Annotated in this window: 12 protein-coding genes and 1 tRNA gene; 8 read left to right on the top strand and 5 right to left on the bottom strand. The window is 60.4% G+C overall.

All coding sequences use genetic code 11. The features are described from left to right. The first annotated feature begins 147 nt into the window (after positions 1-147). Together pnp and J4D52_RS05190 are read left to right on the top strand one after the other, a co-directional pair. The gene (gene pnp / locus J4D52_RS05195) at positions 148-2253 is read left to right on the top strand and encodes a polyribonucleotide nucleotidyltransferase (RefSeq protein WP_063428311.1); all 2106 of its coding nucleotides are present in this window, start codon (positions 148-150) and stop codon (positions 2251-2253) included. A 137-nt stretch (positions 2254-2390) separates the two neighbouring features. After that, a tRNA-Thr gene (locus J4D52_RS05190) sits at positions 2391-2466 on the top strand. Positions 2467-2572: 106 nt separating this feature from the next. Here the strand turns inward: J4D52_RS05190 and J4D52_RS05185 are convergent. Then, a complete protein-coding gene (locus tag J4D52_RS05185) occupies positions 2573-3433 on the bottom strand; it encodes a LysR substrate-binding domain-containing protein (protein WP_063428312.1) in 861 nt (286 codons plus the stop codon). A 133-nt stretch (positions 3434-3566) separates the two neighbouring features. Between J4D52_RS05185 and J4D52_RS05180 the strand changes: the two genes are divergently transcribed. From J4D52_RS05180 to J4D52_RS05165, 4 genes are all read left to right on the top strand, one after another. Beyond that, entirely contained in the window at positions 3567-4616 is a 1050-nt protein-coding gene (locus J4D52_RS05180) for an agmatine/peptidylarginine deiminase (protein ID WP_102676257.1), read from the top strand. A gap of 4 nt (positions 4617-4620) precedes the next feature. Then, the gene (aguB, locus tag J4D52_RS05175) at positions 4621-5529 is read left to right on the top strand and encodes an N-carbamoylputrescine amidase (protein ID WP_102676258.1); all 909 of its coding nucleotides are present in this window, start codon (positions 4621-4623) and stop codon (positions 5527-5529) included. Between the two features lie 2 nt (positions 5530-5531). Further along, on the top strand, positions 5532-6635 hold the full coding sequence (locus J4D52_RS05170) for an extracellular solute-binding protein (RefSeq protein WP_102676259.1): 1104 nt from the start codon (positions 5532-5534) through the stop codon (positions 6633-6635). An 82-nt stretch (positions 6636-6717) separates the two neighbouring features. Beyond that, positions 6718-7842, top strand: a complete 1125-nt coding sequence (locus tag J4D52_RS05165; RefSeq protein ID WP_102676260.1) for an agmatine/peptidylarginine deiminase — start codon at positions 6718-6720, stop codon at positions 7840-7842. A 368-nt stretch (positions 7843-8210) separates the two neighbouring features. Here the strand turns inward: J4D52_RS05165 and J4D52_RS05160 are convergent, their stop codons facing one another. From J4D52_RS05160 to J4D52_RS05150, 3 genes are all read right to left on the bottom strand, one after another. Beyond that, positions 8211-9065: a 3-hydroxyacyl-CoA dehydrogenase family protein gene (locus tag J4D52_RS05160; RefSeq protein ID WP_197678039.1), complete on the bottom strand. Its 855-nt coding sequence runs from the start codon at positions 9063-9065 to the stop codon at positions 8211-8213. A gap of 14 nt (positions 9066-9079) precedes the next feature. Continuing rightward, positions 9080-9736 (bottom strand): acetyltransferase, encoded by a 657-nt coding sequence (locus J4D52_RS05155; RefSeq protein ID WP_097305643.1) that lies wholly within the window; start codon positions 9734-9736, stop codon positions 9080-9082. A 469-nt stretch (positions 9737-10205) separates the two neighbouring features. Then, entirely contained in the window at positions 10206-11336 is a 1131-nt protein-coding gene (locus tag J4D52_RS05150; protein ID WP_256581456.1) for a hypothetical protein, read from the bottom strand. 338 nt (positions 11337-11674) lie between these two features. Here J4D52_RS05150 and J4D52_RS05145 point away from each other — a divergent pair, with 338 nt between their 5' ends. Continuing rightward, positions 11675-11971, top strand: a complete 297-nt coding sequence (locus J4D52_RS05145; protein WP_025810064.1) for a DUF6388 family protein — start codon at positions 11675-11677, stop codon at positions 11969-11971. 66 nt (positions 11972-12037) lie between these two features. Here J4D52_RS05145 and nadC read toward each other — a convergent pair whose 3' ends face one another. Next, positions 12038-12886, bottom strand: coding sequence for a carboxylating nicotinate-nucleotide diphosphorylase (gene nadC, locus J4D52_RS05140; RefSeq protein ID WP_097305641.1), 849 nt, complete (start codon positions 12884-12886; stop codon positions 12038-12040). A 342-nt stretch (positions 12887-13228) separates the two neighbouring features. On the opposite strand from nadC, the gene J4D52_RS05135 reads away from it, so the two are divergent. Then, entirely contained in the window at positions 13229-15433 is a 2205-nt protein-coding gene (locus J4D52_RS05135) for a DUF1631 domain-containing protein (protein ID WP_102676261.1), read from the top strand. Positions 15434-15459 lie beyond the last annotated feature (26 nt).

Raw genomic sequence — 15459 nt, 5'->3', positions numbered from 1 at the left:
CCCGCAGGCGCATGGCAGGCTCCCAGCCTCAAGTTTTATCTGGACAGTAGTTTTACCTGGACAATCTGGCCGGGCCGATTCCCGGAATTGCCCAAGAATTTCGCAAGAAACCAGTTCCCCCAAGAGCCACAAAGAAGGTAGGACACCGTGAACCCGGTAATCAAAAAATTCCAGTTCGGTCAGTCGACCGTTACCCTCGAGACTGGCCGTATCGCCCGTCAGGCCTCCGGCGCAGTATTGGTCACCGTTGACGACGACGTCAGCGTATTGGTGACCGTGGTTGGCGCCAAGCAAGCCGATCCAGGCAAGGGTTTCTTCCCTCTGTCTGTTCACTACCAGGAAAAGACTTACGCTGCCGGTAAGATCCCTGGCGGTTTCTTCAAGCGTGAAGGCCGTCCTTCCGAGAAAGAAACCCTGACCTCGCGTCTGATCGACCGTCCGATCCGCCCTCTGTTCCCAGAAGGCTTCATGAACGAAGTGCAGGTTGTCTGCACCGTGGTTTCCACCAGCAAGAAGACCGATCCGGACATCGCTGCGATGATCGGTACCTCGGCTGCCCTGGCGATCTCCGGCATTCCTTTCGACGGTCCGATCGGTGCTGCCCGCGTTGCTTTCCACGAAAGCACCGGCTACCTGCTGAACCCGACTTACGAGCAACTGGCCGCTTCGAGCCTGGACATGGTCGTAGCCGGTACCGAAGAAGCGGTACTGATGGTTGAATCGGAAGCCAAAGAGCTGACCGAAGACCAGATGCTGGGCGCCGTACTGTTCGCCCACGACGAATTCCAGGCCGTTATCCAGGCCGTCAAAGAGCTGGCTGCCGAAGCCGCCAAGCCAACCTGGGACTGGGCTCCGGCTCCAGAAGCTACTGACCTGCTGGGCGCTATCCGCTCCGAGTTCGGCGAAGCGATCTCCCAGGCCTACACCATCACCGTCAAGGCCGACCGTTATGCTCGCCTGGGCGAGCTGAAAGACCAGGTCGTCGCCAAGCTGTCCGGCGAAGAAGGCCAGCCTTCCGCCAGCGATGTCAAAGCCGCTTTCGGTGAAATCGAATACCGCACCGTTCGCGAAAACATCGTCAACGGCAAGCCACGTATCGACGGTCGCGACACCCGCACCGTGCGTCCGCTGAACATCGAAGTCGGCGTTCTGCCGAAGACCCACGGTTCGGCCCTGTTCACCCGTGGCGAGACTCAGGCCCTGGTAGTCGCGACCCTGGGTACCGCCCGTGACGCACAGCTGCTGGACACCCTGGAAGGCGAGAAAAAAGACCCCTTCATGCTGCACTACAACTTCCCTCCGTTCTCGGTGGGCGAGTGTGGCCGCATGGGCGGCGCTGGTCGTCGTGAAATCGGTCACGGCCGTCTGGCCCGTCGTTCGGTCCAGGCCATGCTGCCTGCCGCCGACCTGTTCCCCTACACCATCCGCGTCGTATCGGAAATCACCGAGTCCAACGGTTCCAGCTCCATGGCTTCCGTTTGCGGTGCTTCCCTGGCGCTGATGGACGCTGGCGTGCCGATGAAGGCACCGGTTGCCGGTATCGCCATGGGCCTGGTCAAGGAAGGCGAGAAATTCGCCGTCCTGACCGACATCCTGGGTGACGAAGACCACCTGGGCGACATGGACTTCAAGGTAGCCGGTACCGCCAAAGGCGTGACCGCGCTGCAGATGGACATCAAGATCAAAGGCATCACCGAAGAAATCATGGAGATCGCCCTGGGCCAGGCCCTGGAAGCTCGCCTGAACATCCTCGGCCAGATGAACCAGATCATTGGCCAGTCGCGTACCGAACTGTCGGCCAACGCTCCGACCATGATCGCGATGAAGATCGACACCGACAAAATCCGTGATGTCATCGGTAAAGGCGGCGCGACCATCCGTGCGATCTGCGAAGAGACCAAGGCTTCGATCGACATCGAAGACGACGGCTCGATCAAGATCTTCGGCGAAACCAAGGAAGCCGCAGAAGCCGCGCGTCAGCGCGTTCTGGGCATCACCGCGGAAGCCGAGATCGGCAAGATCTACGTTGGTAAGGTTGAGCGCATCGTCGACTTCGGCGCATTCGTCAACATCCTGCCTGGCAAGGACGGTCTGGTTCACATCTCCATGCTGAGCGATGCTCGCGTCGAGAAAGTGACCGATATCCTGAAAGAAGGTCAGGAAGTGGAAGTACTGGTACTGGACGTGGACAACCGCGGCCGTATCAAGCTGTCCATCAAAGACGTGGCAGCAGCCAAGGCTTCGGGCGTTTAAGACTCCCGACGCTCTAAGCTGAACAAGCAAACGCCCCGACTGGTTCGGGGCGTTTTGCTATCTGCCGTTTGAGTCTTGCTCCCTGCCGGGCAGGCGATATGGCAAAACCCCGGCCTCGGTGCTAGGTTTAGCCCAGCGCCCGTGTAGCTCAGCCGGTAGAGCAGCGCACTCGTAACGCGAAGGTCGCAGGTTCGATTCCTGTCTCGGGCACCAGTCAAACCATCCATGAAGGTCTGTCAGACACCTGGAAATCCCGCACGGCGCGGGTTTTGTCGTTTCTAGGGGGGCATTCACGGATATCGTGGCCCCAAGACCCTGTTCATTCCTCCTCAAGCGCCCCAACCAGCCAGTCGCAGAAACTGCGGGTAAGGGCGTCGCCTTCGCTATCGCGGTGCACCAGCCAACTCCAGTTCGGGCCGCGTACCCTCTGCTCCACCAGCGGCACCAGCAGCCCCTGATTTCGCACGCGGCCGGCCAGCAGTTGGCTGACCAGGGCTATCCCCAGGCCCTGGCTGGCGGCATCCAGCAGCAGGCCGGGGTCGGAGAAGTTCAGACCCTGGCTGTGCTGGCCTACATCGGCGCCGCCCTGTACCTGCCAATGGCTCCAGTCCATCTCACGCTCGCCGTGCAGGGTGGTGCGCGCGTCCGCTGCCTGCTCCAGCAAGGCGGGATGGCAGGCCGGGTACAGGCGGTCTTCCAGCAGTACGCGAAAGCTGCATTCGGCCTGGGCGCTGAGATCGTCACGCACGGCGATGTCGATGGTCTGGGTGGCCATATCGGGTGTTTCGTCGGTGGTCAGCAGCCAGAGATCAACCTGCGGATGAAGCCGATGAAAGTCCGCCAGGCGCGGTACCAGCCAGTGGCGGGCGAAGGCCGGGGTGGTGTTGACCACCAGCTGGTTGGGTTTGCGGTACTGGTCCAGGCGGCGGATGCCCACGGCCAGTTGCTGCAGCAGCGACTGGGTGGTGCTGAGCAGGTCGAAGCCGGCATCGGTCAGCGCCACGCTGCGGCCGTTACGGAAGAACAGCGGCTGTTCGAGGAAGCTTTCCAGGCTGCGAATCTGCTGGCTGATGGCCGACTGGGTGAGGTGCAGCTCTTCGGCGGCCTTGTGGAAGCTGCCCAGGCGGGCGGCGGCTTCGAAGCCGCGCAGGGCATTCAGGGGTGGCCAGTGTTTAAGCATGATCGATAAGCCTAGCTAATCAGAATTCGACAAAATCTATCGTTTGTTCGGTCGTTTTTACAGGCCTAGCATACAAGCCATCACCGCGGTCGCGGTTTTCAGTGATAACAAAATCTTAACTGAAGGCACTTGTATGCAATTCAACGATGCGCAGAACGGCTGGCTCATGCCCGCCGAATGGGTACAGCACGCCGCCACCTGGATGGCTTTTCCCCATAACCAGGCCCTGTGGGAAAACAGCTGGGGCGTGACCCTGGCCGATGTGCAGGTCGACTTCGCCCGTGTGGCCAACGCCATCGCCCGTTTCGAACCGGTGAAGATGGTGGTTGATCCCTGTGCGGTGGCGCGGGCCCGTGAGTTGTGTGGAGCGAATATCGAACTGGTCGAGCTGGCAATCAACGACAGCTGGTGCCGCGACTCCGGTCCGAGTTTCGTCTGCCATCCGCGCCTGGGCACGGCCGGGGTCAACTGGCGTTTCAACGCCTGGGGCGGCAAGTCCGCCTGCGACCTGGACCAAAGCCTGGCGCGGCGCATCCTCGACAGCCTCGGCCTGCAATGCTTCGACACAGCGCTGACCAACGAAGGCGGCGCCATCCATGTGGACGGGCAGGGCACCCTGATCACCACCGAATCGGTACTGCTCAACGGCAACCGCAACCCCGGCATGAGCAAGGCCGAAATGGAGGAGATCTTCGCGCGTCTGCTGGGCGTGAAGAAAACCATCTGGCTGCCTGGCGACCCCGACTACGTGACCGGCGACATGACCGATGGTCACATCGACGGCGTCTGCGCCTTCGCCCGTCCCGGTGCGCTGCTGGTGGATGCGACCCGGGATTCATCTTCGGTGTACGCCGAAGTCGTGCGCGAGAACCGCCGTGCCCTGGAACTGGCCACCGATGCCCAGGGGCGTCGCTTCGAAATGCTCGAACTCTTCGAAGCCAGCGACGCCGTGGACCAGGAGGCCGAGGTGTTCTGCGCCTCCTACACCAATTTCTACATCGCCAATGGCGCGATCATCATGCCGGCCTACGGTATCGGCGCCGATGACGAGGCGGCGGCGACCCTGCGCCTGGCGTTCCCCGGGCGTGAGGTGGTGCCGGTGCGGATCAACCAGCTGGCCCACGGCGGCGGTGGCGTGCACTGCATCACTCAACAACAACCGGCCTGGCCGCTGAAGGGGTAATGTCATGACTCATCTGACCGTCGCTACCACCCAGTTCGCCTGCAGCTGGAACCTGGAGGACAACCTCGACCAGGCCGAGCAACTGGTGCGGGAAGCCGCCGCCAAGGGCGCGCAATTGATCCTCCTGCAGGAGCTGTTCGCCACCCCGTACTTCTGCATCGAGCAGGACCATAAGCACCTGGCCCTGGCGCAGGAGTATGGCAAAAGCACCGTGCTCAAGCGCTTCGCCGATCTTGCCCGGGAACTGGGCGTGGTGCTGCCGTTGAGCTGGTTCGAGCGCGCCGGCAACGCCTTCTTCAACTCGCTGGCGGTGGCCGATGCCGACGGCCGCCTGCTTGGCGTCTACCGCAAGACCCACATCCCCAACGCCATCGGCTACCAGGAGAAGGAATACTTCAGCCCCGGCGATACCGGCTTCCGTGTCTGGGACACAGCTTTCGGCCGCATAGGCGTGGGCATCTGCTGGGACCAGTGGTTCCCCGAGACCGCCCGCTGCCTGGCCTTGATGGGCGCCGAGGTGCTGCTCTATCCCACCGCCATCGGCTCCGAGCCGGGCGCCGCCGGGCTGGACTCGCGCGACCACTGGCAACTGACCCAGCGTGGCCACGGGGCCGCCAACATCCTGCCGGTGATAGCGGCCAACCGTATCGGGCAAGAGGTGGCGACCACCGATCCGCAGCTGAGGATGGGTTTCTACGGCTCGTCCTTTATCACCGATCACAAGGGCAAGCTGCTGGCCGAGGCCGACCGTGACACCAGGGGCGTGCTGGTGCAGAGGCTGGACCTCGGCGCCATGGCCGACGAGCGCCTGAGCTGGGGCATCTACCGGGATCGCCGCCCGGAAATGTACGGCCCGCTGCTGGGGCTGGACGGTCGACAAACCCACCAACACTGGCAGCGCCAGGGGGCCTGAAGATGAATCTCATCAAGAAACTGTCGGTGCTCGTGTTGGGCCTTGGCCTGGGCTGTATGCAGTTCACCGTCCAGGCCGAGGACAAGGTCCTACGCCTGTACAACTGGGCGGACTACTTCGCCCCGCAGACCCTTGCATCCTTTACTCGCGAGACCGGCATCCAGGTCATCTACGACGTGATGGACAGCAGCGAGACGCTGGAAGCCAAGATGATGTCCGGCCACAGTGGTTATGACCTGATCTTCCCCGGCGACACCGTGGCCGAACGCCTGATGCGTGCCGGTGCCCTGCAGAAGCTCGACCAGGGCAAGCTCGAGCACTTGGATGACATCGAGCCCGGCCTGCGCACGTTGCAGGCCCGTTATCCGCACTCGCGGCATGCCACCGTACCCTACACCTGGGGCACCATCGGCCTGACCTGGAACCAGGCGATGATCGACAAGCGTCTGAATAATGCGCCGGTGAACAGCCTGGATATGATCTTCAAGCCCGAGATCGCGGCGAAGTTCGCCGACTGCGGCATCTCCATGATCGACTCGCCCGACGAAGTGCTGGCTGTGGTGCTCAACTATCTTGGCCACGACCCGCGCAGCAGCAAGCCGGACGAACTGGCCGAGGCGGTGGCGCTGCTCAAGGGCATCAAGCCCTACATTCGCAAGTTCCAGTCGCAGCCGGTGACCCAGTTGGTCAACGGCGATATCTGCCTGTCCCTCGGCTATAGCGGCGACATGACCCAGGCCCAGCGTTCCGCCGACGAGGCCGGCAAGGGGACGCGCTTTGAGTACCGCATTCCGCGGGAGGGCACCACGGTATGGATGGACACCATGGCCATCCCGGCCGATGCCCGCCACCCGGAATACGCCTATGCGCTGATCAACTTCATCATGCGCCCGGAAAACATGGCGGCGATCAGCAACGCCACCGGCTATCCGACCGCCAGCGCCAAGGCCAGGCCGATGGTGGCGGCCGACATGCGCAATAATCCGGATATCTATGTGGACGAGGCCACCTACGGGCGGCTGATCCCCGGCAAGGACATTGCGCAGCGCGACATGCGGGCGCGAATGCGCGCCTGGACCACCTTCAAGACCAGCCTTCACGACTGAAGCTGCCAGCTACCAGAGCGGGGCGGGTACCCGGCAGCCGGATGGCCACGCCCTTCGAGATTCACTCAACAGAGAACACCTCATGTCTACACGCCGTGACTTCATCAAGCAGCTGATGGCCGCCAGCGGAGTCGGTGCCGCCGCCTCCCTTGGCCTCGGCTTCGGCGCCCCACGCATTTTCGCCGCCCCGGCCGGCAACTGGTACATGCCCGACGAGCACGGCCCGCAGGAGCGGGTGATCCTAGCCTTCGGCGCGTCGTCCCGGGTCTGGGAGGACTGGGCGGGCGCGGTGAACGACACCATCGCCCTGCTGGCCAGGACCATCGCCAAGTACCAGCCGGTGACCGTGCTGTGCCGCGCCAACCAGCTGTCATTGGCCAAGAGCAAGTGTGGCACCAGCAATATCGACTTCCTGACCCTGTCGCTGGACGACGTCTGGGTGCGCGACTACGGCGGCTGCTTCGTGGTCGACGGCGCGGGCGGCCTGGGCCTGGTGGATTTCAACTTCAACGGCTGGGGCGACAAGCAGGCCTCGGCCAACGACACCCGCGTGGCCGACGCCCTGAGCGAGGAGATGGAGGCCGACTACATCCGTAGCGCGCTGGTGGGCGAGGGTGGTGGCGTCGAGGTGGACGGGCATGGCACCGCGATCATCACCGAGAGCTGCTGGATCAACGACAACCGCAACCCGGGGCTGGGCAAGGCGCAGATCGAAGCCGAACTGAAGGCCAACCTCGGCCTGCGCAAGATCATCTGGTTGCCGGGTATCAAGGACAAGGACATCACCGATGCCCACGTCGATTTTTATGCGCGTTTCGTCAAGCCCGGCGTGGTGATCGCCAATCTGGACGACGACCCCGAGTCCTATGACTACGCCGTGACGCGCAAGCACCTGGAAATCCTCAATGCCGCCACCGACGCCGATGGCCGCAAGCTGGTGGTCCACACCCTGCCGCCGCCGACCAAGATGCGCAGCAACCAGTACACCCGCGACAACCCGGATTTCGCGCCGGGCTATATCAACTTCCTGCCGATCAACGGCGCGGTGATTGCCCCACAGTTTGGTGATGCGGCGGCGGACAAATACTGCAAGGACCTGCTGACCAGGCTTTATCCGGGGCTAGTGGTGGAGCAGGTCAATATCGACCCGATCGCCGCGGGTGGCGGCGGCATTCATTGCGTGAGCAAGCATCTGCCACGGGTGTGAGGTGGCTTTGGGGGGGGCGTAAGACCTGGGGAGCGGATCTGACTCGATCCTTCATGCACAACAAAGCCCGCATCGAGCGGGCTTTGTCATTCTTATCGGGCAGGTCCAGATGATTCAGGCAATTAGTTTTCTAATTTGAACCATGACCTCATACCGCTAATTAGTGAGGTTTCAGCTCTGACAATTGGTAACGTGATTCCTGAGTCGCACTGTTCCATGATCGACAGCGGCCTAGGACTAAATTGCAAGGCCGTCTGTCAGGTGCATATGGAAAGTGACTGGGTGAGTTGGAGCGTACAAGCCAGGATCAGGTGTCCCGAACTTCTTGGTGTGAAGTGGCCTTCGATCCAAGAAAGTCGGAGTATCAACTAATAGTTGTAGAACCCAATGCCTGTTTTTCGTCCAAGTCGATTGGCTCTGACCATTTTCCTTAATAATGGATGGGCTCGATATTTCGGGTCGCCCGTTTCGTTGTGAAGCGTTTCCATGATCGACAGGTTTACATCGTTGCCAATTAGGTCTGCAAGAGCCAGTGGGCCAATAGGGTGGTTGGCACCAAGCTTCATGGCTTTATCGATTTCCTCGGGGCTAGCCACACCTTCCGCCAATATGCCAATAGCTTCATTGATCATCGGTATGAGCATTCGGTTAACGATAAAGCCAGGGGCTTCATTAACCAATACTGGCTCTTTGCTTAATTCTTTTGCGAAGTTAAATGCCCAGGTGGCGGTTTCATTGGAAGTAGATAGACCGACAATGACCTCGACCAGTTTCATCACTGGTGCAGGGTTGAAAAAGTGCAGGCCGACGACGTTCTCGGGGTTTTTAGTAATGCTCGCAAGTTCGGTAATGGAGAGCGACGATGTATTCGTCGCGATCACCGACTGAGCATTGGCATGCTTGGCAATCTCTCGGAATACTTCGTGTTTGGCCGTCATGTCCTCGGTGATGGCTTCAAGAACCAGGTCGCAGTTTGAAATTTCTTCGAAGCTGCCGGCAACGGATATCTTGGCAGAGTAACTTTGGGCGTCTTCACGCAAAAGCCTCTTTTTATTGATCATCCTTTCCCATTGGGAGTTCAGATCATCAAGCGCGGAGCAGCAGCCGGATTCGGAGCGGCCAAGCCATACCAACGAATGGATGATATTGGACTGGGCCAGAATCTGGACGATTCCTTTTCCCATCGTCCCAGACCCAATGACCGCAACTTTAATTTCTTTCATGCTGCAAGGAGTCCTTATTTGGAAATTTTGTTTAGAGGCTTCGCTGGATTGCCGAACACTGTTGTATAGGGGGCGACGCTTTTTGTTACAACGGATCCCATCCCAACCACTGCGCCTTCGCCGATAACTATCGGCCTGTCTGGTGTTCCTTGGCGAATCATTGCGCCAGTCCCAATATAAGCGTGGTCTTCAATGACCACGCTACCATTGCATTGAACATTGGGTGCGAACGTCACGTAATCACCAATCACGCAATCATGTGCTACGTACGAATAGATGTTTGCGTGAAAAAACTTGCCTATCTTGGCGTTGGCTGTAACCGTCGTGAATGGGCAAAATATCCCGCCTTCCCCTATGATGTTATGGCTCAGTTTTACTGAGTTTGTTGCAGATATAGAGAAGGGTTTTATGCCTGAGGCGATAAATTGCTCAGCAATTTTCTGTCTAATCTTGCTGTTGGCGATTGTGATGTTGAAGAACTTTTCGCCATCCATGTTCAAGAAGCTGGCGGTATCCACGAGGTTAATTCCGTTGATGTTTTTTTCTGTCTGGTTATCGTCAACGAAAATTATCTGAAACTCTTCTTCATTACGCATGCTAATCATTTCTTGTGCTAGAGGTGCTACCTCACGCCCAAAGCCGCCAGCACCAACGATTGCATAAACTTTCATGTTCGATCCTTCAATTCTGTGTAAAGGGACGCGTCTCGAGCCGTGACGGGCTTGAGTCGCTACCGACGCAATGGACGCGGCCGGATTCTACATTCGAAATAGCTCAATGTCAGGACGTCCAGATAGCTGGGCGCAATACCTAGTAGGCAATGACGATGCAGAGGAGGGCGGTACCGTACAATGTTCTCGCGAGGATACCCTTGTGCATCGTGTGTTCCTTTTGTCGGTTATGTAGGCAGGGTTAGCCGGCCAGTAGGGAGCTTGATACAGACGAATAGGAAATGTAGGGACAGGAGAGTTTTGGTAGGTCATGAACGAAGGCGAAAGTACACAGGGTTGTGGTTTCTCTGTTTCTCTTGTGTATCTCTGAGCCTGTATCGAGTGTCCATAGTCGACAATTGGCGATCTCAAATCGCACGAACGACAAAGCCCGCATCGAGCGGGCTTTGTCGTTTTTACCGGCCTTGAATCACTTCACCTTGCTTCTCAGGTCCTCGAGGCTGCGTTTGAGCTGGTCCAGGTTCTGGCTCTGATTGCTGACCTCGCTCTTGAGGCTGGACAGCTCGCTGGAGCTCGAACTGGAGCTAGAGCTGCTGCCACGCTTGAGGTCATCGATCTGTCTTTCCAGCTTGTCCAGGGTGCCGGCTTGACTGCTGACCGTGCTCTTGAGGCTGGACAGGTCGCTGGAGCTCGAACTGGAGCTTGAGCTGCTGCCGCGCTTGAGGTCGTCGATCTGACTCGTCAGCTTATCCAGGGTGCTGGCCTGACTGCTGACCGTGCTCTTGAGGCTGGACAGGTCGCTGGAGCTCGAACTGGAGCTTGAGCTGCTGCCACGCTTGAGCTCCTCGATCTGCTTGCCGAGCTTGTCCAGTTCACTGGCTTGGCTACCGAGCGTACTCTTGAGGTTGCTCAGTTCGCTGGAGCTCGAACTGGAGCTTGAGTTGTTGCCGCGCTTGAGTTCCTCGATCTGCTTACCGAGTTTGTCCAACTCACTGGTCTGGCTACCGACCGTACTCTTGAGGCTGCTCAGCTCGCTGGAGTTCGAGCTGGAGCTTGAACTGCTGCCGCGCTTGAGCTCCTCGATCTGTTTGCCGAGCTTGTCCAGTTCGCTGGCCTGGTCGCTGGTAACGCGCTTGAGGTTGTTCACTTCACTGGCGCTCGAACTGGAGCTGGAGCCGCTGTTGCGCTTGAATTCTTCAAGCTGGGTTTCCAGTTTTTTCAGCTGGTTGGCTTGCTCGCCGGTGGTTTTCTTGAGGTTGCTCACCTCACTGGCATTGGAGCTGGAGCTGCTGCCAGTGTTGCGCTTGAGCTCTTCGATCAGGCGGGCCTGGCTGTTGACGAGGTCCTTGAGTTTTTCCAGCTCGGCGGTGCTGCTCTTGAGGCCGTCCTGCAGCTTTTGCAGGTCGTCCACGGTGAAGCCGCTGGGGCGCACGGTGAACTTGAGGTCCACTTCCTGGTGCAGGGCCGAGATCCTGTCCGAGTACGAGGCGCTGCTGGAGTTGAATTCGACGGCCTGGGTGGGGAGTGACAGGCTGCTGAGGATCAGGGTGGAGAGACTGGTGGCGAGGAAGGCGGACGAACGCTGAGTGCGGCTGAACATCACTGGGTTTCCTTGTGAAGTGCCGATATGGCACATCGCTATGACTGCGTTCTTGCCTGCTTGTTCCAGGGGCAAGAAGGCGGCTCGGGGAGAGGAATGTAACAACGTATTTTTCATGAAAGTGCCTTGAGCGAACGGACAGGTTTTTTGTCGGTGCGCTGCAAGGATTCGTAGGCATCCGCAGACAAAGGCCCTATATTCGCAGCCTGTCTGAATGGCTTTCAGATGATCCCGAATGGTTCACGGCCAGATAAATCGGCTTTCACAGCGTTTTTTTGCGGCAAAGAGATCCCAACGATCCAGATCCATCTTCCATTCCCATGATCAGAGAGAACAAGATGATTCCTAAAGAAGCCAGAATTGACGTAGCCCTTGAAAAGTACCTGGCTGCCACGCCTTCCTTGCAGGAAGAAATCAGCGACCTGAGCCCGCAAGAGCAGAAGCAGCAGGCCCAATGGGCGTTCGAGGACGAAGCGGAGTCGCGCGGCATCGAGCCGTGGGAACTTGTGCTGGAGTTGGTGGCCGAGTCGCCCGAGGAGCTCAAGGCCATGCGCCTGGAGGTCCATCAGGAAGTGGCCGAGGCCCTGGGCATGGACCTTCAGGACTACCTGGAACTCAACGAAATCGACGACTGATGCAAAAACGCCAGCCTTTCAGGGGCTGGCGTTTTTCTTTGGGGTGCCGCGCAAAGCTTCAGGAATTCAGAGGCTCAAGCGCATCGACAGGTCGACCGCCTTCACATCCTTGGTCATCGCCCCGATCGAAATGTAATCGACGCCGGTCTCGGCGATCGGGCGCAAGGTGCTTTCATTGATCCCGCCGCTGGCTTCCAGCTTGGCCTTGCCGGCATTCAGGCGAACCGCCTCGCGCATGTCGTCCAGGCTCAACTCGTCGAGCATGATGATGTCCGCGCCCGCCGCCAGGGCTTCCTTGAGTTCTTCCAGGCTTTCCACTTCGACTTCCACCGGCTTGCCCGGGGCGATCTTGTGGGCGGCGCTGATTGCCTGGGCGATGCCGCCGCACGCGGCAATATGGTTTTCCTTGATCAGGAAGGCGTCGTACAGGCCGATGCGGTGGTTGTGGCAGCCACCGCAGGTCACCGCGTACTTCTGCGCCAGGCGCAGGCCTGGCAGGGTCTTGCGGGTATCCAGCAACTTGACCTGGGTATCGGCGACGAAGTCGGCGTAGTACTGCGCGCGGGTGGCCACGCCGGACAGCAACTGCAGGAAGTTCAGGGCGCAGCGTTCGCCGCTGAGCAGCGAACGGGCCGGACCTTCGAGGTGGAACAGCACCTGGTTGGGGCTGACACGCTCGCCGTCATGCACCTGCCAATGCACGGCGACCCGCGGGTCGAGCTGGCGGAACACCGCGTCGACCCAGGCCGTGCCACTGATGATCGCCGCTTCGCGGGTGATGATGGTGGCTTTGGCCAGGCGTTCGGCCGGGATCAGTTGCGCGGTGATATCGCCGCTGCCGATGTCTTCCAGCAACGCACGGCGCACGTTGGCTTCGATTTCGGCGGTCAGGTCGGCGAGGCGTAGATTCGGCATAACGGGCTCCACAAACAAAGTGGCCCGATTATAGGGCCATGGCGCAAGCGAACCCAAGGCAAGCACCCTCCCGTAGCTGCATTTGGTCGCCTGGCATGAGCCGTTTGCGAGAAAGGGCGGTCGCTATATGAACGCTATTTCAAAGCCCGCGCAGAGTCTGCTGGCACAAGAAGGGGCTTTTGCCAGATAATCCGACTTCTAATTGACGTCATAGCTTTGACGTTTGTTTGGCTCCCCGATATTTGAAATGCAGCGGCGCGTATCGATGCCCGCTGGGACTCGACTGTGAGCGTCGGCCGACCTTTCATCGCGCGGCAGAGAAAACCCTTTCAGGAGGCTTGGATGCACAACGACGGGAATGTAGTGCCTTTGCACAAGGCGGCTACGGATCAGGCGAACGCTTCGCCGCTCGCCCGCCTGCCTGTGATTCTGCTTCAGGTCCGTGACAAGGCCGCCCAACAACTGCGCCATGGCCTGCAGGAACTGTTCGATAACGCCGACGACACCTTGTTCGAGATGGCCGACCGGGCCCAGAACAATGTCGACCAGAACACCTTTTTCGAAGCCATGCGCGACCTGCGCCTGAAACGCAAAAGCATCGAGCGCGGCTTCCTGGAAAAACTCTTCGAGGCCTTTGTCGGCCTGGTCCAGTACGACCCCGCGCCGGCGATCGCCCAGGCCGTCGCCTATGTTCCACCCGCCGATACCTGCCGTGACGACCTGGAGCGTACCCTGGCCCTCGAGGCGATGGTCGCCAAGGCGGGCAACCGTGACGGCTTTGCCCTTGGCCAACTCACCGCGCGCCTGAACGTGCTGCTGGGCAAGCGCCTGGATGACCGCAGCAACCCCCTGGGCCCGGCCATGCTCTGTGAATACTTCCTTGAATCCGGGCGCAACCTGGGGGTGGAGATCAAGGTCAAGCTGATCATTCTCAAGCTGTTCGAGCGTTATGTACTCAGCGAGGCCGACCAGCTGTACGCCGAAGCCAACCAGCTGCTGGCCGCCACCGGCGTATTGCCGGAACTCAAGCCGGCGCCGGCGCGCCGGGCCCTCGACCAGGCGGCCGCGAGTATCCAGGCCACGCCCGAGCCCGGCGTGGCGCAGATGGACGAAAGCGTTCAGGAAGTGTTCGCCGCCTTGCAGGAGCTGCTGCTGCATGTCCGCGGCAGCGTGGTGCCGACCCTGGAGGCGAGCGCCGAAACCCAGCCGATTTCCACCCGCGACCTGCTGCGCCTGCTGTCGCACCTGCAGCACTACGTGCCGGCAGGCACCCAGGACGATTTCGACCTGCGCAACCACTTGGAACAGTTGCTGACCCGGGTCAGCGTGAAAAGCGGCAAGTCACGGGTGGTCGGGGTGGCCGACGAGGATGTGATCAACCTGGTGGCCATGCTCTTCGAGTTCATCCTGGCCGATCGCAACCTGCCGGAATCCTTGAAGACCCTGATTGGCCGCTTGCAGATCCCCATGCTCAAGGTCGCGGTGCTGGACAAGAGCTTCTTCAGCCGCAGCAGCCATCCCGCCCGCCGCCTGCTCAACGAAATCGCCGCCGCGGCCATGGGCTGGGGCAGCTGTGACGATTATCAGCGCGACAGCCTGTACCTGCGCATCGAGCAGGTGGTGCAGCGGCTGTTGAGCGACTTCGTCGACGACCCGGCGATCTTTTCCGAGCTGCTCGCCGAGTTTCTCGCTTTCACCAGCGACGAGCGCCGCCGCAGCGAGCTGCTGGAGCAGCGCACCCGTGACGCCGAAGAGGGGCGGGCCAAGGCCGAGCTGGCGCGGCGTCGCGTCGAGCAGGCGTTGAACGAGGGGTTGCTGGGCAAGGTCCTGCCCCTGACAGTCGTCGAGTTCGTGCAACAGGCCTGGAGCAAGGTCTTGCTGCTGACCTGTCTCAAGCATGGCGAGCACTCCAGCGAATGGCGCCAGGGCCTGCAGACCATGGAGCAACTGATCTGGAGCGTGCAGCGCCACACCGACCCGGATGCCGCCATGCAGTTGCTGGCGCTGGTGCCCGACCTGCTCAAGGCGCTGCGCGACGGCTTGAACAGCGCCGCGTTCGATCCGTTCGCCACCAGCGAGTTCTTCAGCCAGTTGGAAGCCCTGCACCTGCAACTGTTCGAGCACATAGGCCAGAGCGTCGAGCCGCAGCAGCCGGGCGTGGCGGACGAGCAGCCGGCGATGGTCGCGGTCGAGGAGGAAATCACTCTGCCCTGTGCCGAGGAGGGCCCGCTGGAGGCCGCCCCCCTGGCGCTGGCGCCCAACGATCCCGGGTTGCTGCGGGTCGAACAGCTGCGGCTGGGGGCCTGGGTCGAGTTCCTCGAGGACGAGGACAACAGCGTGCGCTGCAAGCTGGCGGCCATCGTTCAACCCGGCGACAAGTACATCTTCGTCAACCGCACCGGCATGAAGGTGCTGGAGCGCACCCGGGTCGGCCTGGCCCTGGAGTTTCAGCGCGGCGCTGTGCGTGAGCTGGACGACACCTTGCTGTTCGACCGGGCGCTGGAGTCGGTGATCGGCAGTTTGCAGCGACTCAATCGCGGCAAGTGATCGCAACCTGAGCGTGGAACGCGGCA

This window comes from Pseudomonas sp. GW460-12-10-14-TSB1 (assembly GCF_017349775.1).
In the GTDB taxonomy this organism is placed as follows: Bacteria; Pseudomonadota; Gammaproteobacteria; order Pseudomonadales; family Pseudomonadaceae; genus Aquipseudomonas; species Aquipseudomonas piscium.
Note: the sequence above shows the minus strand (reverse complement) of the source record. Positions and strands in the feature narration are given on the sequence as shown.

Coding starts and splice junctions, on each gene's coding strand:
- nadC (WP_097305641.1), bottom strand. CDS start 12,886: ATGCCGAATCTACGCCTCGCCGACCTGACCGCCGAAATCGAAGCCAAC.
- J4D52_RS05155 (WP_097305643.1), bottom strand. CDS start 9,736: ATGAAAGTTTATGCAATCGTTGGTGCTGGCGGCTTTGGGCGTGAGGTA.
- aguB (WP_102676258.1), top strand. CDS start 4,621: ATGACTCATCTGACCGTCGCTACCACCCAGTTCGCCTGCAGCTGGAAC.
- J4D52_RS05165 (WP_102676260.1), top strand. CDS start 6,718: ATGTCTACACGCCGTGACTTCATCAAGCAGCTGATGGCCGCCAGCGGA.
- J4D52_RS05145 (WP_025810064.1), top strand. CDS start 11,675: ATGATTCCTAAAGAAGCCAGAATTGACGTAGCCCTTGAAAAGTACCTG.
- J4D52_RS05185 (WP_063428312.1), bottom strand. CDS start 3,433: ATGCTTAAACACTGGCCACCCCTGAATGCCCTGCGCGGCTTCGAAGCC.
- J4D52_RS05150 (WP_256581456.1), bottom strand. CDS start 11,336: ATGTTCAGCCGCACTCAGCGTTCGTCCGCCTTCCTCGCCACCAGTCTC.
- J4D52_RS05160 (WP_197678039.1), bottom strand. CDS start 9,065: ATGAAAGAAATTAAAGTTGCGGTCATTGGGTCTGGGACGATGGGAAAA.
- J4D52_RS05170 (WP_102676259.1), top strand. CDS start 5,532: ATGAATCTCATCAAGAAACTGTCGGTGCTCGTGTTGGGCCTTGGCCTG.
- J4D52_RS05180 (WP_102676257.1), top strand. CDS start 3,567: ATGCAATTCAACGATGCGCAGAACGGCTGGCTCATGCCCGCCGAATGG.
- J4D52_RS05135 (WP_102676261.1), top strand. CDS start 13,229: ATGCACAACGACGGGAATGTAGTGCCTTTGCACAAGGCGGCTACGGAT.